This is a genomic window from Mycolicibacterium arenosum (genome assembly GCF_024320865.1).
In the GTDB taxonomy this organism is placed as follows: Bacteria; Actinomycetota; Actinomycetes; order Mycobacteriales; family Mycobacteriaceae; genus Mycobacterium; species Mycobacterium arenosum.
In genome coordinates, this window is record NZ_JANDBD010000013.1 from 46,676 (window position 1) to 72,046 (window position 25,371).

The 25,371-nt window shown below is 68.5% G+C and carries 17 protein-coding genes; 15 read left to right on the forward strand and 2 right to left on the reverse strand.

Annotated elements, in window-relative coordinates:
- Together NM203_RS26850 and NM203_RS26855 are read left to right on the forward strand one after the other, a co-directional pair.
- The gene (locus NM203_RS26850) at positions 1-747 is read left to right on the forward strand and encodes a lysophospholipid acyltransferase family protein (RefSeq protein ID WP_255063657.1); all 747 of its coding nucleotides are present in this window, start codon (positions 1-3) and stop codon (positions 745-747) included.
- Positions 747-1,559 (forward strand): HAD family hydrolase, encoded by an 813-nt coding sequence (locus NM203_RS26855; RefSeq protein WP_255063658.1) that lies wholly within the window; start codon positions 747-749, stop codon positions 1,557-1,559. Before NM203_RS26850 ends, NM203_RS26855 begins: the two co-directional genes overlap by 1 nt.
- A gap of 6 nt (positions 1,560-1,565) precedes the next feature.
- On the opposite strand, the gene NM203_RS26860 is transcribed toward NM203_RS26855, so the two are convergent.
- Both NM203_RS26860 and NM203_RS26865 read right to left on the reverse strand, forming a co-directional pair.
- On the reverse strand, positions 1,566-3,176 hold the full coding sequence (locus NM203_RS26860) for an N-acetylmuramoyl-L-alanine amidase (RefSeq protein WP_255063659.1): 1,611 nt from the start codon (positions 3,174-3,176) through the stop codon (positions 1,566-1,568).
- Between the two features lie 139 nt (positions 3,177-3,315).
- Positions 3,316-4,248: a hypothetical protein gene (locus NM203_RS26865; RefSeq protein WP_255063660.1), complete on the reverse strand. Its 933-nt coding sequence runs from the start codon at positions 4,246-4,248 to the stop codon at positions 3,316-3,318.
- A 239-nt stretch (positions 4,249-4,487) separates the two neighbouring features.
- Between NM203_RS26865 and glf the strand changes: the two genes are divergently transcribed.
- From glf to NM203_RS26930, 13 genes are all read left to right on the forward strand, one after another.
- Positions 4,488-5,687 (forward strand): UDP-galactopyranose mutase, encoded by a 1,200-nt coding sequence (glf, locus tag NM203_RS26870; RefSeq protein ID WP_255063661.1) that lies wholly within the window; start codon positions 4,488-4,490, stop codon positions 5,685-5,687.
- Positions 5,684-7,624 (forward strand): glycosyltransferase, encoded by a 1,941-nt coding sequence (locus tag NM203_RS26875; protein ID WP_255063662.1) that lies wholly within the window; start codon positions 5,684-5,686, stop codon positions 7,622-7,624. The genes glf and NM203_RS26875 overlap by 4 nt, the downstream gene beginning before the upstream one ends.
- Positions 7,621-8,160, forward strand: coding sequence for a phosphatase PAP2 family protein (locus NM203_RS26880; RefSeq protein ID WP_255063663.1), 540 nt, complete (start codon positions 7,621-7,623; stop codon positions 8,158-8,160). Before NM203_RS26875 ends, NM203_RS26880 begins: the two co-directional genes overlap by 4 nt.
- Positions 8,157-9,074: a decaprenyl-phosphate phosphoribosyltransferase gene (locus NM203_RS26885; RefSeq protein ID WP_255063664.1), complete on the forward strand. Its 918-nt coding sequence runs from the start codon at positions 8,157-8,159 to the stop codon at positions 9,072-9,074. Before NM203_RS26880 ends, NM203_RS26885 begins: the two co-directional genes overlap by 4 nt.
- Entirely contained in the window at positions 9,052-11,139 is a 2,088-nt protein-coding gene (gene zomB, locus NM203_RS26890; RefSeq protein ID WP_308212854.1) for a terminal beta-(1->2)-arabinofuranosyltransferase, read from the forward strand. Before NM203_RS26885 ends, zomB begins: the two co-directional genes overlap by 23 nt.
- A 236-nt stretch (positions 11,140-11,375) precedes the next feature.
- Positions 11,376-12,422, forward strand: coding sequence for an alpha/beta hydrolase (locus NM203_RS26895; protein ID WP_255063665.1), 1,047 nt, complete (start codon positions 11,376-11,378; stop codon positions 12,420-12,422).
- 118 nt (positions 12,423-12,540) lie between these two features.
- Entirely contained in the window at positions 12,541-13,530 is a 990-nt protein-coding gene (locus tag NM203_RS26900) for an esterase family protein (protein WP_255063666.1), read from the forward strand.
- 89 nt (positions 13,531-13,619) lie between these two features.
- Positions 13,620-14,507 carry an alpha/beta hydrolase-fold protein gene (locus NM203_RS26905; protein ID WP_408633426.1) on the forward strand — a complete coding sequence of 296 codons (888 nt, stop codon included), beginning with the start codon at positions 13,620-13,622 and terminating at the stop codon, positions 14,505-14,507.
- A gap of 79 nt (positions 14,508-14,586) precedes the next feature.
- On the forward strand, positions 14,587-15,054 hold the full coding sequence (locus NM203_RS26910) for a DUF732 domain-containing protein (RefSeq protein ID WP_255063667.1): 468 nt from the start codon (positions 14,587-14,589) through the stop codon (positions 15,052-15,054).
- Positions 15,055-15,072: 18 nt separating this feature from the next.
- Positions 15,073-16,101 carry a carboxylesterase Culp6 gene (gene culp6, locus NM203_RS26915; protein ID WP_255063668.1) on the forward strand — a complete coding sequence of 343 codons (1,029 nt, stop codon included), beginning with the start codon at positions 15,073-15,075 and terminating at the stop codon, positions 16,099-16,101.
- 174 nt (positions 16,102-16,275) lie between these two features.
- Positions 16,276-18,165: a long-chain-fatty-acid--AMP ligase FadD32 gene (fadD32, locus tag NM203_RS26920; protein WP_255063669.1), complete on the forward strand. Its 1,890-nt coding sequence runs from the start codon at positions 16,276-16,278 to the stop codon at positions 18,163-18,165.
- A 227-nt stretch (positions 18,166-18,392) separates the two neighbouring features.
- On the forward strand, positions 18,393-23,783 hold the full coding sequence (pks13, locus tag NM203_RS26925; RefSeq protein ID WP_408633428.1) for a polyketide synthase Pks13: 5,391 nt from the start codon (positions 18,393-18,395) through the stop codon (positions 23,781-23,783).
- Positions 23,780-25,351, forward strand: a complete 1,572-nt coding sequence (locus tag NM203_RS26930; protein WP_255063671.1) for an acyl-CoA carboxylase subunit beta — start codon at positions 23,780-23,782, stop codon at positions 25,349-25,351. Before pks13 ends, NM203_RS26930 begins: the two co-directional genes overlap by 4 nt.
- Positions 25,352-25,371: the final 20 nt, after the last annotated feature.

A 25,371-nucleotide genomic window follows, 5' to 3' on the forward strand; every position in this document is an offset into this window, starting at 1 on the left:
ATGGAACCGGTCTTCCGCGGGATGGAGATCGCGGGTAGGGCGGTGGTGCGGGCCTCCGGCACCCAGCTCACCTTTCAGGGTCTCGAGAACCTCCCCGCCACAGGCGGTGCCGTGGTCGCGATCAACCACACCAGCTACATCGACTTCCTGCCCGCTGCGCTGGCCGCCACCAATCGCAAACGCCGAATGCGCTTCATGATCAAGGCGGAGATGCAGGAGGTCAGGATCGTCAACTTCCTGATCAAGCACTCCAAGACGATTCCGGTCGACCGGCGATCGGGCTCCGACGCCTATCCCGTTGCCGTGCAACGCCTCAAGGAGGGTGAACTCGTCGGGGTGTATCCGGAGGCGACCATCAGCCGCAGCTTCGAACTCAAGGAGTTCAAGTCCGGCGCGGCGCGGATGGCGATCGAGGCCGGGGTGCCGGTGGTCCCGCTGATCGTCTGGGGTGCGCACCGGATCTGGACCAAGGACCATCCGAAGAACCTGGGCCGCAAGAAGATTCCGATCACCGTCGCGGTGGGGTCACCGATCGAGCCGACGGGTACCGTCGATGAGGTGATGACCGAGTTGCGGACGCGGATGACGACGATCCTGTACGACGTGCAGGACCGCTACGCGCATCCCGCGGGCGCGTACTGGGTGCCGCGCAGGCTGGGCGGCTCGGCGCCGACGCCCGCCGAGGCGCGCGCCATCGAGGAAGCCGAACTCGCCGAACGGGCGCGCAAGAGACCGGAACCGAGCTAGTGCTGCCGGCCCTGATCGCGAGCGACGTCGACGGCACGCTGCTCAACGAGGACGAAGTGCTGACGCCGCGCACCCGCGCCGCCGTGCACGCCGCGGTGGCGGCGGGTGCCCACTTCGTGCTGGCGACCGGCAGGCCGCCGCGGTGGATCACGCCGGTGGTCGACCAACTCGGCCTCGCCCCGATCGCCGTCTGCGCGAACGGCGCCGTCGTGTACGACTCGGCGACCGACCGCATCCTGCAGACCTGGACGCTCTCGCCCGACGAGCTGGCGGAGTTGGCCGACGTGGCGGCGCGGGTGATCCCCGGCGCCGGCCTCGCGGTGGAACGCGTCGGTCGCAGCGCGCACGACGCGGCCACCCCGCAGTTCGTCAGTTCACCCGGCTACGAGCACGCGTGGCTCAATCCCGACAACACCGAGGTCTCGCTCGTCGACCTCCTCAGCGCGCCCGCGGTCAAGCTGCTGATCCGCAAGCCCCGCATGCCGAGCGGGGAGATGGCCGCGCTCCTCGCCGAACACGTTGGCTCGCACGGGGATATCACCTACTCGACCAACAACGGCCTCATCGAGGTGGTGCCCCGCGGGATCAGCAAGGCCAGTGGGGTCGACGCCGTCGCGCGTCCGCTCGGCATCGCCGCGGAGGATGTGGTGGCCTTCGGCGACATGCCCAACGACATGCCGATGCTGACCTGGGCCGGGCTGGGCGTCGCGATGGGCAACGCCAATCCCGAGGTGAAGGCGGTCGCCGACGAGGTCACCACCCCTAACGGCGACGACGGGCTGGCCCGCGTGCTCGAGCGCTGGTGGCTGTAGGAGATCTCAGCTCTGCGCGATCGGCGTGAAACGCTCCAGTTGCACGGGGGCGGGTGCGTCCGCGGTGGACGGCGGGAGTTCCACGGGGACACCGTCGATCACGCGGGTGACGGTGCCCTTCTCGCGGTCGAAGTTGAGGGTTCCGTGCTGGAAGTTCTGCACGATCCACTGGGGTTCCTGGATCTCGGCGCTGGTCGGCAGGCCGAGTGCGCCGCGCTCGAAGCCGAGCTTGCCCCAGGCCTCGTAGATGGCGCCGGTGACGGGTTCGGCACCGCTCTGCGGTGACCAGTACACCGCGCCGCGTTCGAACGTGACGTAGCGGGCGTCCGCGTTCCCGGCCGCCTCCGGTGAGGTGGGCTGGCCGAGCGGGCTGGCTTCGCCGCCCATCTTCGCCCACCGGTCGAAAATCGCTCCCCCGCGAAGGGATTCGGCGAGGCTCTCGGGGCCGAACGGGGCGTTGAAGCGCGCCGCGGTGTCGCGTATCAGGTCCATCTGGGCGTAGGCGGCGTTGCCGGGGCACTCGGTGTCGCCGACGTCGCGGTGGGTGAAGATCGTCGGCAGCGTCGCGATGCTGCCCCTGGGGAAGTGCGTGAAGTTGCCGCCCGCCGACACCAGTGCGACGGAGCCCCTGGGATCGACGCGGTCGAAGCCGAGTCGCCAGCCGATGAGGCGGGCCGTGGTGCGCAGTTGGATCGGAGTCGGCGGTACCGACGTGAAGTCGCCCAACATGGCGACGCCCCAGGTGTTCTCGTTGAAGCCACCGGTGTGGGCACCTTCGACGGGGCGGGTCATGCCGCCCGCACGTCCCTCGAAGACCTGGCCGTACCGGTCGACGAGTGCGTTGTAGGCCATGTCGCACCAGCCCAGCGTGCGGGTGTGGTACTCGTAGATCGATCGTACGATGCCCGCGGAGTCACCTGGTCCGTAGTCGTTGCTGCCCGCGGTGTGGTGCACGACGGCAGCCCGAACACCGTTGTCGTACACGGCGTTTCCACACTTGAGCGCTTCGTTGGCGCCCCACTGTGCGCGGTCGATGATCGCGGGTGGCTGACCGGGTGCGGATGCCGCGGTCGGCAGCGTGATGTCGCTCGGCGCCTCCGGCGGGCTGATGAGCACCGCGTTGAGGTTCGGCCCGAGCGGCGCCTCGGCGTTCGCGGGTACGTAGCCGAGACCGCCCTCGGAGGCGGTGGGCGTCGAGGTGGTCGCCGGCGCGCCCGCCGGTCGGGTGACGGCGATCTGCACGTGGGTGGTGCGGCCGACGAACACGGGTTCGGTGCCCGTCACCCCCGATGACTCCTCGCCGACGCCTCCGGATGCCTCGGCGGTGTACCAGGGGCCCCAGCTGCCGTCGGCCTTCGCGGCGCGCACGCGCGCCTCGGTGCCGCTCAGATCCGCGGCGGTCAGCGCCACGAGTGAGAAGGGGGTGTCCTGGCGAACGTCGCGGATCGTCTCGCCGCCGCCGACGATCAGCGGGCGTTCGACGATGAGCGGAGCGGCTGCCAACGGCGACTCGGCCGTCGGTTCGTCGGTCGGCACACCGTTGATCGCCCACGGCAACATGACGACCGTCGCCGCGAACGCGGTGAACAGCAGCGGTGCAGGACGGCGTGACGGCACGGCCTGATGTTACGTATGTGTCGGGTGTTACCAGTGTTGCGACACGGCAAACATTGTCGAGAAAAGTCGCGTGCACCCTGCCTGCAACGGCACCGCAGAGTCGGGGGATCGGCTTCTGCGGTGCCGTTTCGCGGCAGGTCTAGGCAGGCGCGGCGGCGGCCGGTGCGGCAGCGGCCGCAGCGGGAACGGCGCCCTGCATCGCCGACGTGATCGCGGGCATCACCATGCCCTTGAGCAGGTCGATCGCCTGTCCGGCGCCGAGGGTCTGCGCGGCGCTGCTGAGATCACCGAGCAGGCCGCCACTACCGGTCGACGTGGCGGCGGGCATGGCTCCCAGCGACGGATCGCCGAGGATCGGGTAGGAGCCCAGCCCCTGATCCAGCCCGATCGGATCGGAGATCGGGATCTCGCCGGCCCCCGTGAGGCCGGGAGTCAGGCCCGTAGGGCTGGTGAGCGACGGGTTCGTCAGGCCGGGGGTCGTCAGGCCGGGCGTCGTCAGGCCGGGGGCCGTCAGCGACGTGTCGGTCAGCGAGGGTCCGGTCGCGGACACCGGCGGCACCGTCAGGCCGGGAGTCGTCGCGGCGGGGGCCGTGAGCCCCGGCGTGGTGAGACCGGGCGTGGTCAGGCCCGGAGTCGTCAGCCCCGGCGTGGTGAGCTCAGGCGAGGTCAGCCCCGGAGCGGTCAACCCCGGAGCGGTCAGCCCCGGCGACGTGAGCCCCGGCGAGGTCAGGCCAGGCGAGGTGAGCCCCGGCGAGGTCAGGCCCGGCGAGGTCAGGCCCGGCGAGGTCAACCCGGTGGAGGTCGGCAGTCCGCCGGTCGAGCCGGTCAGGAGGCCGGTCGGCATCGGAGGCAGGTTGATCCCGAACTGCGAAAGGCCCTGCGACAGGGCGCCGATCAGTTCGTTGGGCAGATCGGTGACCAGCGCGGCCTGCACGAACTCGCGGTGCTGGGGGCCAGCCTCCGGCGTGCTGGAGGCGTCGGACAGAGCGGTCACTGCAACTGGACTTGCGACGGCCAGGGCGGCGACTGCGCTCAGGGCCGTCGATAGCTTGCGTCGACGTCGGTTCGGCACGGAAGTCTCCTCGGTGTCATCGACAGTCTTTTCGACTACGTGTGTTAAGTCTTCGGTCAGCCGGCTTGTCGAATCCATCGGTGGACTCGGTGAATGCCGACCTGCTCGATGGTACGGATGTGACTACTGAGTCTGGAGTGACGATGCGGAATCGTGAGCGAATCGCGACCTGCCGTCACCCGGCCCGACGCGCGGACGAGTTCGGGTCCGACCGGTCCGGTCGGATACCCTGACTGCCGATGTATGACCTCATTATCGTCGGCTCCGGGTTCTTCGGCCTGACGATCGCCGAGCGCGTGGCAACCCAGCTCGACAAGCGCGTGCTGGTCGTCGAACGGCGACCGCACATCGGCGGTAACGCCTACTCCGAAGCGGAGCCGCAGACCGGCATCGAGATCCACAAGTACGGCGCTCACCTGTTCCACACGTCCAACACCAGGGTGTGGGACTACGTGAACCAGTTCACCGACTTCACCGGCTACCAGCACCGCGTCTTCGCCATGTACAACGGGCAGGCCTATCAGTTCCCGATGGGACTGGGGTTGGTGTCCCAGTTCTTCGGCCGGTACTTCACGCCCGACGAGGCCAGGGCGCTGATCAAGGAGCAGGCGGCCGAGATCGCCACCGGTGACGCGCAGAACCTCGAGGAGAAGGCGATCTCGCTGATCGGCCGCCCCCTCTACGAGGCGTTCGTCAAGCACTACACCGCCAAGCAGTGGCAGACCGATCCGAAGGAACTGCCCGCGGCCAACATCACCCGGCTGCCGGTGCGCTACACCTTCGACAACCGGTACTTCAACGACACGTACGAGGGCCTGCCCGTCCACGGGTACACCGCCTGGCTGGAGAACATGGCCGCCGACGACCGCATCGAGGTGCGGCTCGACACGGACTGGTTCGAGGTCCGTGACGAACTGCGCGCGCAGTCGCCGAACGCGCCCGTCGTGTACACCGGTCCGCTGGACCGCTACTTCGACTACTCCGAGGGCCGGCTGGGCTGGCGCACGCTGGATTTCGAGCTCGAAGTGCTGGCGACCGGCGACTTCCAGGGCACGCCGGTCATGAACTACAACGACGCCGACGTGCCGTACACGCGGATCCACGAGTTCCGGCACTTCCACCCCGAACGCGAGTACCCGGCCGACAAGACGGTCATCATGCGGGAGTTCTCGCGGTTCGCCGATGACGACGACGAGCCCTACTATCCGATCAACACCGAATCGGATCGACGCCTGCTCGCGACCTACCGGGCACGGGCGCGCGCCGAGACGGCGTCGGCCAGGGTGCTGTTCGGCGGCCGGTTGGGCACCTACCAGTACCTGGACATGCACATGGCCATCGCGAGCGCCCTGAACATGTACGACAACACGCTCGCGCCCCATCTTCGAGATGGCAGTGCGCTTGTCGATCCGGACAACGGAGAAAGCAGTACCCCATGAGTGACGACATCCCGTCGGGCGCGCTCGACAGCGGCGAGACGAAGGCCGTCAGCCTGCTGTCGCGCATCATCCTGCCGCGCCCCGGCGAGCCCCTCGACGTGCGCAAGCTCTACATCGAGGAATCCACGACGAACGCGCGGCGCGCGCACGCCCCGACACGCACGACGCTGGAGATCGGCACCGACTCCGAGGTCTCGTTCGCGACGTACTTCAACGCGTTCCCGGCGAGCTACTGGCGTCGGTGGTCGACGCTGACCTCGGTCGTGCTCCGCGTCGAACTGACCGGCAGCGCGCGGGTCGACGTCTATCGCTCCAAGGCGACGGGCGCACGCATCACCGTCGGCGGCACCGAGGCGACGAGCGTCGACGAGAAGCCCGCGGTGGTGGAGTTCGAGATCGAACTCGACACGTTCGAGGACGGCGGCTGGATCTGGTTCGACGTCACCACCGACGCGAAGACGACCGTGCACAGCGCCGGGTGGTACGCGCCGGTGGCCGCTCCCGGCCGGGCCAACGTCGCCGTGGGCATCCCGACGTTCAACCGGCCGTCGGACGCCGTCAACGCGCTCGCAGCGCTGACGTCGGATTCGTTGGTGGACGAGGTGATCAGCGCCGTCATCGTGTCCGATCAGGGGACGAAGAAGGCCAAGGATCACCCCGGCTTCGATGCCGCGGCGGCAGCGCTCGGCACCCGGCTGACGATCCACAACCAGCCCAACCTCGGCGGTTCCGGCGGCTACAGCCGCGTCATGTACGAAGCGCTGAAGAACACCGACTGCGAACAGATCCTGTTCATGGACGACGACATTCGCATCGAGCCCGACTCGATCCTGCGGGCACTCGCGTTCAACCGCTTCGCCAAGACGCCGACCCTGGTCGGCGGCCAGATGCTCAACCTGCAGGAACCGAGCCACCTGCACGTCATGGGCGAGATGGTCGACGCGTCGAACTTCATGTGGACGAACGCGGTCAACACCGAGTACGACCACAACTTCGCGAAGTATCCGCTCAACGACGAGGACAGCGAGCGCAGCAGGCTGCTGCACCGCCGCATCGACGTCGACTACAACGGCTGGTGGATGTGCATGATCCCGCGGCAGGTCGCCGAGGAACTCGGCCAGCCGCTGCCGTTGTTCATCAAGTGGGACGATGCCGAGTACGGGCTGCGCGCCGGTGAGCACGGCTATCCGACCGTGACACTGCCCGGTGCGGCCATCTGGCACATGGCGTGGAGTGACAAGGACGACGCCATCGACTGGCAGGCGTACTTCCACCTGCGCAACCGGCTAGTGGTGGCGGCCATGCACTGGGATGGCAACATCCGCGGCCTGATCGCCAGCCACATGAAGGCGACGATCAAACACCTGCTGTGCCTGGAGTATTCGACGGTCGCCATCCAGAACAAGGCGATGGACGACTTCCTCGCCGGGCCCGATCACATCTTCTCGATCCTCGATTCGGCGCTGCCGGACGTGCGCGCGATGCGTCAGCAGTTCCCCGACGCCGTCGTGCTCGAGAGCGCGACCGCGCTGCCGACGCCGTCGGACAAGAAATGGCGCAGGAAGGTGAAGATCCCGGTGGGACCGCTGGCCATCGGCAGCCGGCTGACCCGCGGCGTGGTCCACCAGCTGCGCCCGCACGATCCGGTGCACCACCAGCGCCCGCAGATCAACGTCGCGACCCAGGACGCCCGCTGGTTCTCGCTGTGCAAGGTCGACGGCGTCACCGTCACCACCGCCGACGGACGCGGTGTGGTGTACCGCCAGCGTGACCGCGACAAGATGTTCGAGTTGCTTCGCGAGTCGACGAAACGTCAAGTGCAACTTGGCCGCAGGTTCAATCGCATGCGCAAGGTGTACCGAGAGGCGCTACCGGTGCTGTCGAGTAAGCAGAACTGGGAGACCGTTCTGCTGCCGTCCTCCGAAGCCGTCAGGTGAGCCTTCCCACCGCGACCCCGCACGGCGAGGACGCGATCCTCGTCGCCGTTCAGTCGACGCTCGCGGGCCGGCCGGGGGTGCTGCCGGGCGCGCGTGCGCTGTCGCACTTCGGTGAGCACAGTGCCGGCTGGGTCGGTGTCTCACTGCTCGGCGCCGTTCTCCAGCCGAGTCGCCGGAAGGCTTGGCTGACAGCGGGATTGGGCGCGTTTCTGGCCCACGCCGCGGCGGTCGTGATCAAGCGCGTCGTCAAGCGCACCCGGCCCGATCACCCGGCGATCACCGTCAACGTGGGGACGCCCAGCCGATTGAGTTTCCCGTCGGCACACGCGACGTCCACCACCGCGGCCGCCGTACTGCTCGGCCGGGTGACGGGCTTGCCGCTGCCCGCCGTGCTGGTGCCGCCGATGGCGTTGTCACGCCTGGTGCTCGGCGTGCACTACCCGTCGGACGTGCTGACCGGTGTCGTGGTGGGCACCGTGGTCGCGAAGACGGTGGGCGCGGCGTCGGAACGAGTGGCTGGGAAGGATGGCCGATGACTGAGGAACCGGCCGCGGCGGGCGCGCCGCCGAAGAACCTCGTCACCGGGGTCGTCAAGGCGGTGCGGCCGCGGCAGTGGGTGAAGAACCTGCTGGTGCTGGCGGCCCCGCTGTTCGCCCTCGGCGGCGACGTCACCGACGACTACCGAGGCGTCTTCATCAAAGCCGGACTGGCCTTCGTCGCGTTCAGCATGGCGGCCTCGTCGATCTATCTGGTCAACGACGCCCGCGATGTGGAAGCCGATCGGGAACACCCCACCAAGCGTTTCCGGCCGATCGCAGCCGGAGTGGTGCCGCAGGGCCTGGCCTACGGGCTGGCGGCGGTGCTGATGACCGGCTCGCTGGTCTTATCCTGGTTCACCGCAGCGAATCTCGCATTGGTGATCGCGGTGTACCTGGTGATGCAGCTGGCGTACTGCTTCGGGCTGAAGCACCAGGCGGTGCTCGACATCTGCATCGTCTCCTCGGCGTACCTGATCCGCGCGATCGCGGGCGGCGCGGCGACCGGTATCGCGCTGTCGCAGTGGTTCCTGCTGGTGATGGCGTTCGGATCGCTGTTCATGGTGGCGGGTAAGCGATACGCCGAGTTGCAACTGGCGGAGCGCACGGGAGCCAAGATCCGCAAGTCGCTCGAGGCGTACACGAGCACGTACCTGCGGTTCGTCTGGACTCTGTCGGCGACCGCGGTCGTCGTGTGCTGGGGGCTGTGGGCCTTCGAGCGCGACCGGATCGCCGGTGGATCCTGGTTCGCGATCTCGATGATCCCCTTCACCATCGCGATCCTGCGGTACGCGGTCGATGTGGACGGGGGGATGGCCGGAGAACCGGAGGACATCGCCATGAAGGACCGAGTGCTGCAGCTGCTCGCGGTCGCGCTGATCGGAACCCTGGGTGCCGCAGTCCTCCTCAGCTGACCCCGCGCGACGGGCGAGCAGCGTCAGGCCACGCGTAGTCGCGCGCTGGCCGGCGTTCCCCTACGACCCGAGGGTCCGCATCAGCCTGTGGATCGGCGTGCTGCTCGTCACCGTGCTGTTCGGTTGGGGGGCGTGGCAGCGGCGCTGGATCGCCGATGACGGCCTCATCGTCCTGCGCACCGTGCGGAATCTGTTGGCGGGCAACGGTCCCGTGTTCAACAAGGGCGAGCGCATCGAGGCCAACACGTCGACGGCGTGGTCCTATCTGGTAACGCTCGGCGGCTGGATCGGCGGGCCGGTGCGCCTCGAGTACGTCGCCCTCACCCTCGCGCTGACGCTGAGCATCGTCGGGGTGGCGCTCGTCATGCTCGGCACCGGCCGGTTGTACGCGCCGAGCCTGCAGGGCCGCCGCGCGGTGCTGCTGCCCGCCGGCATCCTGGTGTACATCGCTCTTCCGCCGGCCCGCGACTTCGCGACCTCGGGCCTCGAAAACGGTTTGGTGCTGGCGTATCTGGGCCTGCTGTGGTGGATGCTGGTGTGCTGGTCGCAAGCGCCCCGCCGCAACCCGCCCGCCGGTCCCGACCCGCACGACGCCACCAGCGCGCGCTTCGACGCGACGCTTGCGTTCGTCGCGGGCCTGAGCGTCCTGGTGCGTCCCGAACTCGCACTCCTCGGTGTCGGCGCCCTGCTGATGATGTTCGTCGCGGCGAGTGGATGGCGCCGCCGGGCGGTTGTCTTCGTCGCAGGCGGCCTGCTTCCCGTGGCGTATCAGATCTTCCGGATGGGCTACTACGGCCTGTTGACGCCGGGAACCGCCGTCGCCAAGGACGCGACCGGGTCCAAATGGCAGCAGGGCTTCGTCTACCTGACCAACTTCAACGGACCGTACCTCCTGTGGGTGCCGCTGATCCTGCTCGTCGGCCTGGCGCTGCTGTTGCTCGCGGTCCGCGGGTTGCTCTGGGGTAGTGGCAATTCCCCCGGTCGCTACGCTCCTGCCCTCCGGATCCGCGAGCAGCCGGCCCGCAACCAGGGTCGCCTGCGCCGAATCGTCCAGAGTCCCAACGCGATCGTGGTGTTCATGGTCGTCAGCGGCGTGGTGCAGGCCGTGTACTGGATCCGGCAGGGCGGCGACTTCATGCACGGCCGCGTACTGCTGACGCCGATCTTCTGCCTGGTGATCCCGGTCGCCGTCATTCCGATCGTGTTGCCGCAGAACGCGAGAGCCACGCGCGGCCCCGGCATCCTGCTGGCGGGTGCCACCGGCGTGATCTGGCTCGCCGTGATCGGCTGGGCGCTGTGGGCGGCGAACTCGCCCGGCCTGGGCGCCGACGGCACTCGGGTGACGGCGTCCGGCATCGTCGACGAGCGGAAGTTCTACGCGCAGGCCACCGGCCACGCCCACCCGCTGACCGCCGCGGACTACCTCGACTATCCGCGCATGCGAGCGGTGCTGGTGGCGATCAACAACACTCCGGACGGCGCGCTGCTGCTGCCGTCTGGCAACTACGACCAGTGGGACGTGGTGCCGGCGGTCCCGCCGCCGGTTCCGGAGGGCGGGAGCGAAGCGACTGGGGGATCGGGTTCGGCTGCACCATCCGATTACATTCCGCCGCACACGGTGTTCTTCACCAACCTCGGCATGCTCGGCATGAACGTCGGCCTCGACGTCCGCGTCATCGACCAGATCGGGTTGGCGAATCCGCTCGCCATGCACACGTCGCGCATCGAGGACGGCCGGATCGGCCACGACAAGAACCTGTTCCCCGACTGGGCGGTGGCCGAGGGGCCGTTCCTCAAGGAGCGCCCGTTCATCCCGCCGTACCTGGACCCCGAGTGGATCGCGCAGGCGCAGGTCGCGTTGACGTGCCCGGAGACCGACGCCATGCTCAACTCGGTGCGGGGTGAGATGGGGCCGCGCCGCTTCCTCTCCAACCTGCTGCACGCGTGGCAGTTCACCGAGTACCGGATCGATCGGGTGCCGATGTACGAGTTGTACCGCTGCGGGCTGGAGCCGCCCGCGCCGAAGGTAGCGCCGTACACGGGTTTGCCAGCAACGGGACCGTGACCCACGTCACGTGAATTTGTCGGCCGGTCGGGTTCTCTGCTTTTCTTACCGTGGGAGTAACGCTCCGGTCGCGTTCGGCCGATAACAGTTCGAGCGAATCTCTCCTGCACAGCGCTGTGCACCGAAATCCGCTGCGCACGGCGCGCGGAACGGACGAAATGGACGGTAAGAACCAGACTATGGCCAGAACATCGCTGCCATCGCTCCGCCTCGCCGTGAGAAACAGTCTTCGACGGATGCCCGCGATGTTTGCCGCGGTCGCACTGCTCCCGGCGTTCCTGGTGGCCGGCGAGGTTGCCGGCGGGGCTCCCCGCGCGGCGGCGTTCTCCAAGCCGGGCCTGCCCGTGGAGTACCTCGACGTCCCGTCCGCGTCGATGGGCCGCGACATCCGCATCCAGTACCAGCCCGGCCGCGCGCCGGTCGTCGCACCGCCGCCCGAGCTGGGGCCCGACGGCCAGCCGCTCCCCGTCGCACACGGTCAGGGGATCGTCCCGCCGGTGGAGACCGGACCCGAGAAGGCGGTCTACCTCCTCGACGGGCTGCGCGCGCAGGACGACTTCAACGGCTGGGACATCAACACCCAGGCCTTCGAGTGGTTCAACGACTCGGGTGTCGCCGTCGTCATGCCGGTCGGCGGGCAGTCGAGCTTCTACACCGACTGGTACTCGCCGTCGAACCGCAACGGCCAGACCTACACCTACAAGTGGGAGACGTTCCTCACCGGTGAGCTGCCCAAGTGGCTCGCCGCGAACAAGAACGTGTCCCCGACGGGTAACGCCGTCGTCGGCCTGTCGATGGCGGGCGGCTCCTCGCTGATCCTGTCGTCGTATCACCCCCAGGTGTTCAGCTACGCGGCCGCGCTGTCGGGCTTCCTCAATCCCTCGACGCTGTTCATGAAGCAGGCCATCCGGTTCGCGATGCTCGACGCCGGCGGCTACAACGTCGACAACATGTGGGGCCTGCCGTGGAACGAGGCGTGGAAGCGCAACGATCCCGTCGAGCAGGTCGACCGCATCGTCGCGGCGGGCACTCGGCTCTGGATCTACTGCGCACCCGGCGGCGGCCCGCTCGCCGAGGACGTCGACCCGAGCCAGCGGTTCAACGCCGACAACCTGGAATCGCTTGCCATCGGCAGCAACAAGAAGTTCCAGGAGAAGTACAACAAGGCCGGCGGCAGCAATGCCACGTTCGTGTTCCCACCTGAGGGGAACCACTCCTGGAGTTACTGGGCCACGCAGCTTCAGACGCTCAAGCCCGATCTGATTCGCACGCTCAACGGCTGAGCGGCCGGGCGGCGACCCGCCCGTCGGTGTGGTTGGATACACACGCAACGCCGCTGTCCCTCAAGGGATTACCGGTCCGGCGCTGCGGCTGACGACGACGAACGGGATGGGTACCTCCATGGGATTTTTCGGGAAGATGTGGAGTGTCGCGGCGGTCGCCGTGCTGCTCCCCGCGCTCATCGGCGTCGCGGGTCAGCAGGCGACGGCGAGCGCGTTCTCGCGTCCGGGGTTACCCGTTGAGTACCTCGCCGTACCGTCGGCGGGAATGGGCCGCGACATCAAGGTCCAGTTCCAGAGCGGCGGCGCCAACTCGCCGGGCGTGTACCTGCTCGACGGTCTGCGCGCCCAGGACGACTTCAACGGCTGGGACATCAACACCGCGGCGTTCGAGTGGTACGAGGGCTCGGGCCTGTCGGTCGTCATGCCCGTCGGCGGCCAGTCCAGCTTCTACTCCGACTGGTACAAGCCGGCCTGCAGCAAGAAGACCGGCGGCTGCCAGACCTACAAGTGGGAGACGTTCCTGAGCCGGGAACTGCCCGCCTACCTGTCGGCCAACAAGGGGGTCGACGCGACGCGCAACGCGGCGATCGGCCTGTCGATGGCCGGATCGGCGGCGTTGACGATGGCGGTCTACCACCCGAACCAGTTCCAGTACGCCGGGTCGCTGTCGGGCTTCCTCAACCTGTCCGAGGGGTGGTGGCCGATGCTGGTCAACCTCTCGATGGGCGATGCCGGGGGGTACAAGGCCGACGACATGTGGGGCAAGACCGGTGACGCGGACAACGCGTGGAAGCGCAACGATCCGATGGTCCAGTTGCAGACGCTCGTCGCGAACAACACCCGCGTGTGGGTGTACTGCGGTGACGGCAAGCCGTCGGATCTCGATGCGGGCAGCAGTTCGGGCAACCTGTTCAACGCGAAGTTCCTCGAGGGCTTGACGATCCGCACCAACAGGACGTTCCAGGACAACTACCTCGCCGCCGGAGGCAGGAACGCGGTGTTCAACTTTCCGCAGAACGGCACGCACTCCTGGGGCTACTGGGGCCAGCAACTGCAGCAGATGAAGCCGGACATTCAGCGGGTGCTGAACGCGACGCCCGCGGCGTAGCCCTCGGAGCGCTTCGTTTTCAGCGAACGCCGGAGTCGGATGTGTTTGACTGACCACCGACTCCGAATCGAATTCTGCAAGAGGTGGGTATGAGACTGCTCTCGATACTGCTCCGGACGATGGCCGCGGTCACGCTGACCGCCGGGCTGTGGATTGCGAGCCCGCAGGTCGCCAGGGCGGACGGCGTCGAGATGCTCATGGTGCCCTCGGGTGCCATGGGCCGTGACATCCCGGTGGCGTTCCAGGCCGGTGGCCCGCACGCGGTGTTCCTCCTGGACGCGTTCAACGGCGGACCCGACGTCAGCAACTGGGTCGGGGCCGGCGGATTCGCCACGTTCGCTGGCAAGGGCGTCTCGGTGGCGGCGCCTGCCGGCGGCGCCTGGAGCATGTACACCAACTGGGAAGCCGACGGCTCCAAGCAGTGGGAGACGTTCCTGGCCGACGAGTTGCCGAACTGGCTGGCCGCGAACAAGGGCCTGGCGCCCAGCGGCCACGGTGTGGTCGGCGCCGCGCAGGGCGGGACCGCCGCGGTGACGCTGGCGGCGTTCCACCCCGACCGCTTCCGCTACGCGGGTTCGTTCTCCGGCTTCATGACCCCGTCGGCGACGACGATGAACGGCGCCATCACGGCGGGCCTGGCGCAGTTCGGCGGCGTCAACACCCAGGCGATGTGGGGGGCCGCGCAGCTCGGCCGGTGGAAGTGGCACGACCCGGATGTGCACGTTGCACTGTTGGCGCAGAACAACACTCGGCTCTGGGTCTTCAGCCCGTCCACGCTGACGTGTAGCGATCCCGCGGCGATGATCGGCTACTGCGACCAAGCGCAGGGCAGCAACCGCAGCTTCTATCAGCACTACCGGGCCGTCGGCGGGCGCAACGGCCATTTCGACTTCCCGGCCGGTGGGCAGCACGACTGGGGCACCTGGGGCCCGCAGCTCGGCGCCCTGTCGGGTGACCTCGTCGCCGCGATCGCCTAGCGGCGTTTCACCACGAGCAGTCCTGCGTTCTCAGCAAAGCCAACCCAGGGCCGGTCCAGACAGCCGGTACCTTGGAAACGTGCGACTCGACCCCAAGCTGACAGCAGGACTGGCTACCGGTCACCTGTCACTGGTGGCGTGTGCTGCGCTGCTCACCTCCGGATGCGGCATGGACGACGGTGTCATCACCGGGATGGGCATCACGACATCGCAGTCGGCGTCCATCGGATCCGGCCTGCAGTCGCTGGGGCAGCCGCCGGGCGATGAGCCGGCCCTCGTCGTCAACCCGCACCAGCGCGCCTACCTCGATGCGCTCACCGCCGCGGGGGTGAGGCCGTCGGGGGAGCTCGTCGCCCTCAGCATCGGGTCCTACGTGTGCCAGGCCCGTGCAGCCAATCAGACCGATCAGGCCGTGTGGGATTTCGTCCTGCCGATGGTGCGCGGCGACGTGCGCGACTCGCACAGCACGGTGGCCCCGCCACCTGCGGGTGAGGTGAACTCGGTGACCGCCGACTACATTCGCATCGCAACCGACAAGCTCTGCTAGGACATAAGCACAACCCTCATGGGAAATTCAGCCAACACCAGCCGCACGAAGCGGCATCGCATTCTCGGATTGGCGGCTGCCGCCTCCGTCACGGTGCTCGTCGCCGTCGTCGTCGCGGCCGTGGTCGTCTGGCTGCGCCAGCCGGAATCCCCGAAGCCGCCCCCGACGGCGGGCGGGCCCGGCACGTCGACGAGCACGATCCCGACGACGCCCGGTTCGAAGCCGCGGCCGGAGTTCCAGGACGCCAGCTGCCCGGACGTGCAGATGGTCTCCATTCCGGGGACCTGGGAGTCGTCGCCGCAGATGGATCCGCTGAACCCGACGCAGTTCCCCATCGCGCTGCTCCTCAACGTGACGAACCCGATCCGCGGTGGGTTCGACGACGGTCGGCTCGGGGTGTGGACGACGCCGTACACCGCGCAGTTCCACAATCCGTTCTCGGCCGACGGGCAGATGTCCTACAACGACAGCCGCGCCGAGGGCAAGCAGCGGACCGTCGACTTCATGACCGAACTGAACACCCGCTGCCCGCTGACCAGTTACGTGATCGTCGGCTTCTCGCAGGGCGCCGTGATCGCCGGTGACATCGCCAGCGACATCGGCAACGGCCGCGGCCCGGTGGACCAGGACCTGGTACTCGGTGTGACGTTGATCGCCGACGGCCGCCGCCAGGAGGGGGTCGGCAAGGAGGTCGGCCCCAACCCGCCGGGCCACGGCGCCGAGATCACCCTGACCGATGTGCCGATGCTGTCGACGTTGGGCCTGGCGATGACCGGCCCGAGGGAGGGTGGCTTCGGCGCCCTCAACGACCGGACCAACGAGATCTGCGCCGAGGGCGACCTGATCTGCGCCGCGCCGTCCGAGGCGTTCTCGATCATCAACCTGCCCCAGACCCTCGACACGCTGATCGGGGCGGCCGGGCGGCCGGTGCACGCGCTGTACGGCACCCCGGACTTCTGGGTGCTCGACGGTCAGACCGCGCCGGTGTGGACGGCGAACTGGGCCCGCGGCCTCATCGAGAACGCCCCGCGCCCGAAGCACGGGTGATTTGGCCTCGTGGTTCGAGGTCACCTAACATTAAGAGATATTTAAGAGCAGTAGCCGACGGCTTGCCCACGGTGTCCGCGCCGCGGTACCGGAGTGAGCGCCTACTCCTCGGTACGATCTTGTGGTTTGGCCATGTGCCGGTCATGCGAATGACGCTGAGACAGGAGAACGAGAATGGGCTTTCACAACCCGTTCCTGAAAGACGGACTGATCAAGTTCCCGGATAACGGCAACCTGGTCAAGCACGTCGAGAAATGGGCCAAGGTCCGCGGCGACAAGCTGGCGTACCGGTTCCTCGACTTCTCCACCGAGCGCGACGGCGTCGCGCGCGACCTGACGTGGGCCGAGTTCGGCGCGCGCAACCGCGCGGTCGCCGCCCGTCTGCAGCAGGTGACGGAGGAGGGCGACCGGGTCGCGATCCTGTGTCCGCAGAACCTCAACTACATCGTGGCGATGTTCGGCACGCTCTACGCGGGCCGCGTCGCCGTGCCGCTGTTCGACCCGTCGGAGCCGGGACACGTCGGCCGCCTGCACGCGGTGCTCGACGACTGCCAGCCCACGGCGATCCTGACGACCACCGACGCCGCTGAGGGGGTCCGGAAGTTCTTCCGGTCCCGGCCCGCCAACCAGCGTCCCCGCGTCATCGCGATCGACGCGGTGCCCGACGACGTCGGCGCCACCTGGGTGCCCGTCGAAGTCGACAACACCACCGTCGCCTACCTGCAGTACACGTCCGGGTCGACGCGCATCCCGACCGGCGTCGAGATCACCTACCTCGGCGTGGCCACCAACATCGTGCAGATCATCGAGGCGCTCGACGGCGAGGAGGGCGACCGCGGCCTGTCGTGGCTGCCGTTCTTCCACGACATGGGGCTCATCACCGCGCTACTGGCGCCGATGATCGGACACTTCTTCACGTTCATGACGCCCGCCGCATTCGTCCGCAGGCCCGGTCGCTGGATCCGGGAGATGGCGCGCAAGCCCGAGGACACGGGCGGGGTCATCTCGGTCGCTCCGAACTTCGCGTTCGACCACGCCGCGGCCCGCGGCCTGCCGAAGGACGACGAACCGCCGCTCGACCTGTCGAACGTGAAGTGCATCCTCAACGGCAGCGAGCCGATCTCGGCGGCCACGGTGCGCCGCTTCAACGAGGCCTTCAGCCCGTACGGGTTCAAGCCGGAGGCCATCAAGCCGTCCTACGGACTGGCCGAGGCGACGCTGTTCGTCTCCACCACCCCGATCAACGGCACGCCGACGATCGTCCACGTCGACCGCGCCGCGCTGAACACCGGCACGTTCGTCGTCGTCCCCGAGGACGCTGAGAACGGCGTCGCGCAGGCCGGTGCCGGCAAGGTCGGGATCGCCGAGTGGGCCGTCATCGTCGACGCGGAGTCGGCGGCGGAGCTGCCCGACGGCCAGATCGGTGAGATCTGGATCAGCGGCCAGAACATGGGCGTCGGGTACTGGAACAAGCCCGACGAGACCGTCGCGACCTTCCAGAACCTGTTGAAGTCGCGCACCACACCGTCGCACGCCGAGGGCGCCGCCGACGACGCCACCTGGGTGCGCACCGGCGACTACGGCGCCTTCCACGACGGGGAGCTGTTCATCACCGGCCGCGTCAAGGACCTGGTGATCATCGACGGCCGCAACCACTACCCGCAGGACCTCGAGTACTCGGCGCAGGAGGCCACCAAGGCGCTGCGCGTCGGTTACGTCGCTGCGTTCTCGGTGCCGGCCAACCAGCTGCCCGACGAGGTGTTCGAGAACGCGCACGCCGGGCTGAAGCGAGACCCCGACGATACCAGCGAGCAGCTCGTCATCGTCGGCGAGCGGGCACCCGGCGCCCACAAGCTCGACCAGGGGCCGATCACCGATGACATCCGAGCGGCCATCGCCGTGCGGCACGGCGTGACGGTGCGCGACGTGCTGCTCACCGCGGCGGGGGCCATCCCGCGCACCTCCAGCGGCAAGATCGGCAGGCGCGCCTGCCGAGCCGCGTACCTCGACGGCAGCCTGCGCGCCGGGAAGATCGCCAACGACTTCCCGGACGAGAAGGACTGACTCAACACGACCGGACCGACTGGGTCGTCGAAGATCGGCGAAAGTGAACGAACATGACTGAACCGCAGGATAATTCGCCGGCAGAACTGGGGGCGGCTCCGCAGCCGGATGTCGCCGCCGGAGCGGCTCCGCAGCCGGATGTCGCCGCCGGAGCGGCTCCGCAGCCCGATGTCGCCGCCGGGGCGGCTCCGCGAACCCACGTCTCCGTGCCCGAGCTCCGCGAGTGGATGCGCAACTGGGTCGCCAACGCGACGAACACCTCGCCGGACTCGGTCAACGAGTCCGCACCGCTGATCGAGTTGGGGATGGCCTCGCGTGACGCGGTGGCGATGGCCAGCGACATCGAGGACTACACCGGTGTCGTCGTGACGGCCACCATGGCCTTCCGGCACCCGACCATCGAGTCGCTCGCAACCGTGATCGTCGAGGGCGAACCCGAGGTCGAGGACGCCGCGGACGAGGACTGGTCACGCGACGTGGACGAGGGACGCACCAACGTCGCCATCATCGGCATCGGCACCCGCTTCCCCGGCGACATCAACACGCCCGACGAGATGTGGCAGGCGCTGCTCGAGGGCCGCGACGCCATCACCGATCTTCCCGAGGGTCGGTGGTCGGAGTTCACCTCCGAGCCCCGCATCGCCGAACGCGTTGCCAAGGCCCGTACCCGCGGCGGTTACCTCAAGGACATCAAGGGCTTCGACGCCGAGTTCTTCGCACTGTCGAAGATGGAAGCGGACAACATCGATCCGCAGCAGCGCATGGCGCTCGAGCTCACCTGGGAAGCGTTGGAGCACGCCAGGATTCCGGCATCGAGCCTGCGCGGCGAGAGCGTCGGCGTGTTCTTGGGCAGCTCCGTCAACGACTACATGTTCATGTCGGTCGCCGACCCGGCGGTCGCTCACCCCTACGCGATCACCGGAAACTCGAGCGCCGTCATCGCGAACCGGGTGTCCTACTTCTACGATTTCCGCGGCCCGTCGATGTCGATCGACACCGCCTGCTCGTCGTCGCTCGTCGCGGTGAACGAGGGCATCAAGGCACTGCGCGCCGGCGACGCCGACGTGGTGGTGGCCGGCGGCGTGAACGCGCTGATCACCCCGTTGGTAACGCTCGGCTTCGACGAGGTCGGCGGCGTGCTCGCTCCCGACGGACGGATCAAGTCCTTCTCCCAGGACGCCGACGGCTACGCCCGCTCGGAGGGCGGCGGCGTGGTCGTGCTCAAGCGACTCGAGGACGCGCGCCGCGACGGCGACGACATCCTCGCCGTCATCGCCGGTGGCGCCGTCAACCACGACGGCCGTTCCAACGGCATGCTGGCTCCGAACCCGGATGCTCAGGAAGCGGTGCTGCGCAAGGCTTATCACGACGCGGGCATCGATCCCAAGACCGTCGACTACATCGAGGCGCACGGGACGGGCACCATCCTCGGTGATCCGATCGAGGCGGACGCCCTCGGCCGGGTGATCGGGCGCGGCCGCAGCGTGGACAAGCCCGCGCTCCTGGGTGCGGTGAAATCGAATGTGGGCCATCTGGAATCGGCCGCGGGCGCGGCCAGCCTGGCCAAGATGGCGCTGGCGCTCAAGTACGACAAGCTGCCTCCGTCGATCAACTACACCGGGCCCAACCCGTACATCGACTTCGAGAAGGAACGCCTCAAGGTCAACGACACCGTCTCCGACTGGCCGCGCTACAGCGGGATCGCCATCGCCGGCGTCTCCGGTTTCGGCTTCGGTGGCGCCAACGCGCACCTGGTGCTGCGACAGGTACTGCCGACCGACCTCATCGAACCGGAGCCGAAAGCTCCTGTTGCCGAAGACAAGTCGGACGGTGCCGCTGCGAACGCCACGTACGTGGGCGGCGTGCGGATGGACGAGTACGGCGAGTTCATCGACGACGACGACGGTCTGGACCGCCCGGCCGCCTACGACGACGAGCACGAGCTGCCGGGTCTGACCGACGAGGCGCTGCGCCTGCTCGAGGTGGCCCGCGAGGAACTGGCGGCGGCCGAAGCGGCCGAGCCCACCGAGAAGATCGTCCCGCTCGCGGTGTCGGGCTTCCTGACCTCGCGCAAGCGCGCCACCGCGGCCGAGCTGGCCGACTGGATCGAAGGACCCGCGGGGCGGGGGACGTCGCTGGAGGCCATCGGCCGCTCGCTGTCGCGGCGCAACCACGGCCGTTCGCGCGCAGTGGTTCTCGCGCACAACCACGAGGAAGCCGTCAAGGGTCTGCGCGCACTCGCCGACGGCAAGCCGAACCCGCTGGTGATCACCGCCGACGGCCCCGTGACCAACGGCCCGGTGTGGGTGCTGGCCGGCTTCGGCGCCCAGCACCGCAAGATGGGCAAGAGCCTGTACCTGCGTGACGAGACGTTCGCGGAGTGGATCAACAAGGTCGACGCCTACGTGCAGGACGAGCGCGGGTACTCGGTGGTCGAGCTGATCCTCGACGACTCGCAGGACTACGGCATCGAGACCACCCAGACGGTGATCTTCGCGATCCAGGTCGCCCTCGGCGAGCTGCTCAAGGCGCACGGCGCGAAACCCGGTGCGCTGGTGGGCCAGTCGCTCGGGGAGGCAGCTGCGGCGTACTTCTCCGGTGGGCTGTCCCTCGAGGACGCCACCCGCACCATCTGCTCGCGCGCCCACCTGATGGGCGAGGGCGAGGCGATGCTGTTCGGCGAGTACATCCGCCTGATGGCGCTCGTCGAGTACTCCACCGACGAGATCAAGACCGTCTTCTCCGACTTCCCGGACCTCGAGGTCTGCGTGTACGCGGCCCCCACTCAGACGGTCATCGGCGGCCCGCCCGAGCAGGTCGATGCGATCATCGCGCGCGCCGAGTCCGAGGGCCGGTTCGCGCGCAAGTTCCAGACCAAGGGCGCCAGCCACACTCAGCAGATGGATCCGCTGCTGGGTGAACTGGCCGCCGAGATCCAGGGCATCGAGGCGCACCCGCTGCAGACCGCCTACTACTCGACGGTGCACGAGGGGCAGCTGATCCGGGCCGGCGCGGACCCGATCCACGACGTCGACTACTGGAAGAAGGGCTTGCGGCACAGCGTGTACTTCACGCACGGCATCCGCAACGCCGTCGACAACGGGCACACCACCTTCCTCGAGCTCGCCCCGAACCCGGTGGCGCTCATGCAGGTTGGGCTGACGACGGCGTCGGCCGGTCTGCACGACGCGCAGCTGATCGCGACGCTGGCGCGCAAGCAGGACGAGGTCGACTCGATGACCACGGCCATGGCGACGCTGTTCGTGCACGGCCACGACCTCGACTTCCGCACGCTCTTCACACGTGGGGATTTCGCCGCCATCCCGCCGACCCGCTTCAAGCGCAAGCCGCACTGGCTCGACGTCCACTTCGCCGGCGACAGCGCTGCGGTGCTGCCCGGTGGCCACGTGGCCACGCCGGACGGCAGGCACGTCTGGGAGTACGCGCCGCGCGGCGCCACCGACCTCGCGATGCTGGTGAAAACCGCTGCTGCGCAGGTGCTTCCAGATGCCCGACTGACCGCCTTCGAGCAGCGCGCGGTTCCGGCCGACGACGCGCGGCTCGTCACCACGCTGACCCGGCACCCCGGTGGGGCGACCGTGCAGGTGCACGCGCGGATCGACGAGTCGTTCACGCTCGTCTACGACGCGATAGTGACGCGCGGCGGTGCCGCAACGGTGCTGCCCTCGGCCGTAGGTGCGAGCAGCGCGGTCGCCATCGCGACGGATTCGATTGCGGCACAGCAGGCTCCACTAGGAGACGACGCTGGATCCGATGTCGCCGCCGGGGCGGCTCCGGCGATCCTGCAGGACAACCTCACCGCCGGCGCCGGGCTGGCCGCCGGGTTCAAGAAGTGGTCGGCCGATTCCGGTGAGACCATCGGCGAGCGCCTGGGCACCATCGTCGGCAGTGCCATGGGCTACGAGCCCGAGGACCTGCCGTGGGAGGTGCCGCTCATCGAGCTCGGCCTCGATTCGCTGATGGCGGTGCGGATCAAGAACCGTGTCGAGTACGACTTCGATCTGCCGCCGATCCAGCTGACGGCGGTGCGCGATGCGAACCTCTACGCGGTCGAGAAGCTCATCGAGTACGCCATCGAGCACCGCGACGAGGTCGATCAGATCGCCGAGACGCAGAAGGGGCAGACCGCCGAGGAGATCGCCGCCGCGCAGGCCGAGCTGATGGGCGGCGCGACCACGGTCGCCGAGCTCGAGGCCAAGCTGGCCGAGGCGGGCCACGCGCTGGGCGAGACCAAGGACGAGAGCACCGAGGCCGAGAGCACCGCCGAGCCCGCGCCCAAGAGCACGGAGTTCCAGATCCCGCCGCCGCCAACCGATCCGGCCGGCCCCGGTGTCCCGGCGCCGCCGACGAATCCGGCCGGTCCCACCGCGGAGGCTGGATTGCCGACTCCGTCGGCGGAGGCTGGATTGCCGACTCCGTCGGCGGAGGCTGGATTGCCGACTCCGTCGGCGGAGGCGAAGCAGAGCGCCGCGAAGGCCGCGGCGTCCGTGCTGACCCGGGAGGCGGTGACCGAGGCGCTCGGCGCCGACGTGCCGCCGCGCGACGCCGCCGAACGCGTCACGTTCGCGACGTGGGCGATCGTCACCGGCAAGTCGCCGGGCGGCATCTTCAACGAGCTGCCGTCGATCGACGACGCGGTCGCCGAGAAGATGGCGCAGCGCCTGTCCGAGCGCGCCGACGGCACGATCACCGCGGAGCAGGTCAAGGCCGCCGGCACCATCCAGGATCTGGCGGTCGCGGTGCGCGATGAGATGGACGCCGGTGTGGTCGACGGTTTCGTCCGCACGATCCGGGCCAGGCCCGAGGGATCGAACCGGATCCCGGTGTTCGTGTTCCATCCCGCTGGTGGTTCCACCGTGGTGTACGAGCCGCTGCTGAAGCGGCTGCCCGCCGACACCCCGATGTACGGCTTCGAACGCGTCGAGGGCTCCGTCGAGGAGCGCGCGGCCGAGTACCTGCCGAAGCTGCGGGAGATCCAGGGCGACGGTCCCTACATCCTGGTCGGCTGGTCGCTGGGCGGTGCGCTCGCCTACGCGTGCGCCATCGGGTTGGCGCGGGAGGGCGCCGACGTGCGGTTCGTCGGGCTCATCGACATGGTGCGTCCCGGCGAGGAGGTGCCGCAGACCAAGGAGGAGATGCGCGCGCGCTGGGACCGCTACGCGCTGTTCGCGTCGCGCACCTTCAACGTCGAGGTCCCGCCGATTCCGTACGAGCAGCTCGAACAACTCGACGACGACGGCCAGGTGCGATTCGTCCTGGACGCGGTCAGGGAAGCGGGCGTCGACATCCCCGGCGGCATCATCGAGCACCAGCGCACGTCTTACCTGGACAACCGCCTGCTCGAGACCGCGGAGATCCAGCCCTACGGCGGTCACGTCACGCTCTACATGGCCGATCGCTACCACGACGACGCGATCTTCTTCGAGCCCCGATACGCCATCCGTCAGCCCGACGGCGGGTGGGGCGAATTCGTCGAGGATCTGGAAGTCGTGCCGATCGGGGGCGAGCACATCCAGGCCATCGACGAGCCGTACATTGCGAAGGTCGGCGCTCACATGAGCGAGGCGATCACCCGGATTCAGGCGGAGGACAAGTGACCGAGACGCCGACGGCGAGCAAGGCCCACACGACCGCGGAGAAGCTCGCCGAACTGCGCGAGAAGCTCGAGCTCGCGAAGGACCCAGGCGACGAGAAGGCCAGGGCTCGCCGCGACAAGAAGGGCATCCCGTCGGCGCGGGCCCGCATCCACTCGCTACTGGATCCGGGCACGTTCCTGGAGATCGGCGCGCTCGCGAAGACGCCGGGTGATCCGAATGCGTTCTTCGGCGACGGCGTGGTGACCGGGCACGGCCAGATCAACGGTCGACCGGTCGGCGTGTTCAGCCACGACCAGACGGTGTTCCAGGGTTCGGTCGGCGAGATGTTCGGTCGCAAGGTGGCCAAGCTGATGGAGTGGGTGGCGATGGTCGGCTGCCCGATCATCGGCATCAACGATTCCGCGGGCGCCCGCATCCAGGACACGGCGACGTCGCTGTCCTGGTACGCCGAGCTGGGTCGCAGGCACGAGCTGCTGCGCGGCCAGGTGCCCGAGATCTCGCTGATCTTCGGCAAGTGCGCGGGCGGCGCGGTGTACTCGCCGATCCAGACCGACCTGGTGGTGGCGGTCCGCGACCAGGGCTACATGTTCGTCACCGGCCCGGACGTCATCAAGGACGTCACGGGCGAGGACGTGTCGCTCGACGAGCTCGGCGGCGCCGATGCCCAGGCCCGCTACGGCAACATCCACCAGGTGGTGGAGTCCGAGGAGGCGGCGTTCCAGTACGTCCGCGACTACCTGAGCTTCCTGCCGGCCAACACCTGGGACGACCCGCCGATCGTGAACCCCGGCCTGGAGCCGGAGATCACGCCGCACGACCTCGAGCTCGACGCGATCGTGCCGGACTCCGACAACATGGCCTACGACATGCACGAGATCCTGCTGCGGATCTTCGACGACGGTGACGTCTTCGAGGTGGCCGAGCAGGCGGGCCCGGCGATCATCACCGCGTTCGCGAGGGTCGACGGCAGGCCGGTCGGCGTCATCGCCAACCAGCCGATGTACATGTCGGGTGCCATCGACAACGAGGCGTCCGACAAGGCCGCCCGCTTCATCCGGTTCTGCGACTCGTTCAACACCCCGCTGGTGTTCGTCGTCGACACCCCCGGCTTCATGCCCGGTGTCGAGCAGGAGAAGGGCGGCATCATCAAGCGCGGCGGCCGGTTCCTCAACGCCGTCGTCGAGTGCGACATCCCGAAGGTGACGATCACGGTGCGCAAGTCGTACGGCGGCGCGTACGCGGTGATGGGGTCCAAGCAGCTGACCGCCGACCTGAACTTCGCCTGGCCGACGGCGCGCATCGCGGTGATCGGTGCCGAGGGCGCGGCGCAGCTGCTGGTGAAGCGCTTTCCGGATCCGACGGCACCCGAGGTGCAGAAGATCCGCGCCGACTTCATCAAGGGGTACAACGAGAACCTGGCGACGCCGTGGATCGCCGCCGAGCGCGGCTACATCGACGGCGTCATCGAGCCGCACCAGACGCGGCTGCTGTTGCGCAGCGCGATGCGACTGCTGAAGGACAAGCAGATCAGCCGCGTGCAGCGCAAGCACGGCCTCACCCCGCTGTAACCGCGCGGCTTGCGTGTGGG

What these genes read in the sequence shown, in the direction of transcription:
- NM203_RS26850 (WP_255063657.1), top strand. Translation starts at nt 1, where the DNA reads ATGGAACCGGTCTTCCGCGGGATGGAGATCGCGGGTAGGGCGGTGGTG.
- glf (WP_255063661.1), top strand. Translation starts at nt 4,488, where the DNA reads ATGTATGACCTCATTATCGTCGGCTCCGGGTTCTTCGGCCTGACGATC.
- NM203_RS26875 (WP_255063662.1), top strand. Translation starts at nt 5,684, where the DNA reads ATGAGTGACGACATCCCGTCGGGCGCGCTCGACAGCGGCGAGACGAAG.
- NM203_RS26885 (WP_255063664.1), top strand. Translation starts at nt 8,157, where the DNA reads ATGACTGAGGAACCGGCCGCGGCGGGCGCGCCGCCGAAGAACCTCGTC.
- NM203_RS26895 (WP_255063665.1), top strand. Translation starts at nt 11,376, where the DNA reads ATGCCCGCGATGTTTGCCGCGGTCGCACTGCTCCCGGCGTTCCTGGTG.
- NM203_RS26900 (WP_255063666.1), top strand. Translation starts at nt 12,541, where the DNA reads ATGGGATTTTTCGGGAAGATGTGGAGTGTCGCGGCGGTCGCCGTGCTG.
- NM203_RS26905 (WP_408633426.1), top strand. Translation starts at nt 13,620, where the DNA reads ATGAGACTGCTCTCGATACTGCTCCGGACGATGGCCGCGGTCACGCTG.
- culp6 (WP_255063668.1), top strand. Translation starts at nt 15,073, where the DNA reads ATGGGAAATTCAGCCAACACCAGCCGCACGAAGCGGCATCGCATTCTC.
- fadD32 (WP_255063669.1), top strand. Translation starts at nt 16,276, where the DNA reads ATGGGCTTTCACAACCCGTTCCTGAAAGACGGACTGATCAAGTTCCCG.
- pks13 (WP_408633428.1), top strand. Translation starts at nt 18,393, where the DNA reads ATGCGCAACTGGGTCGCCAACGCGACGAACACCTCGCCGGACTCGGTC.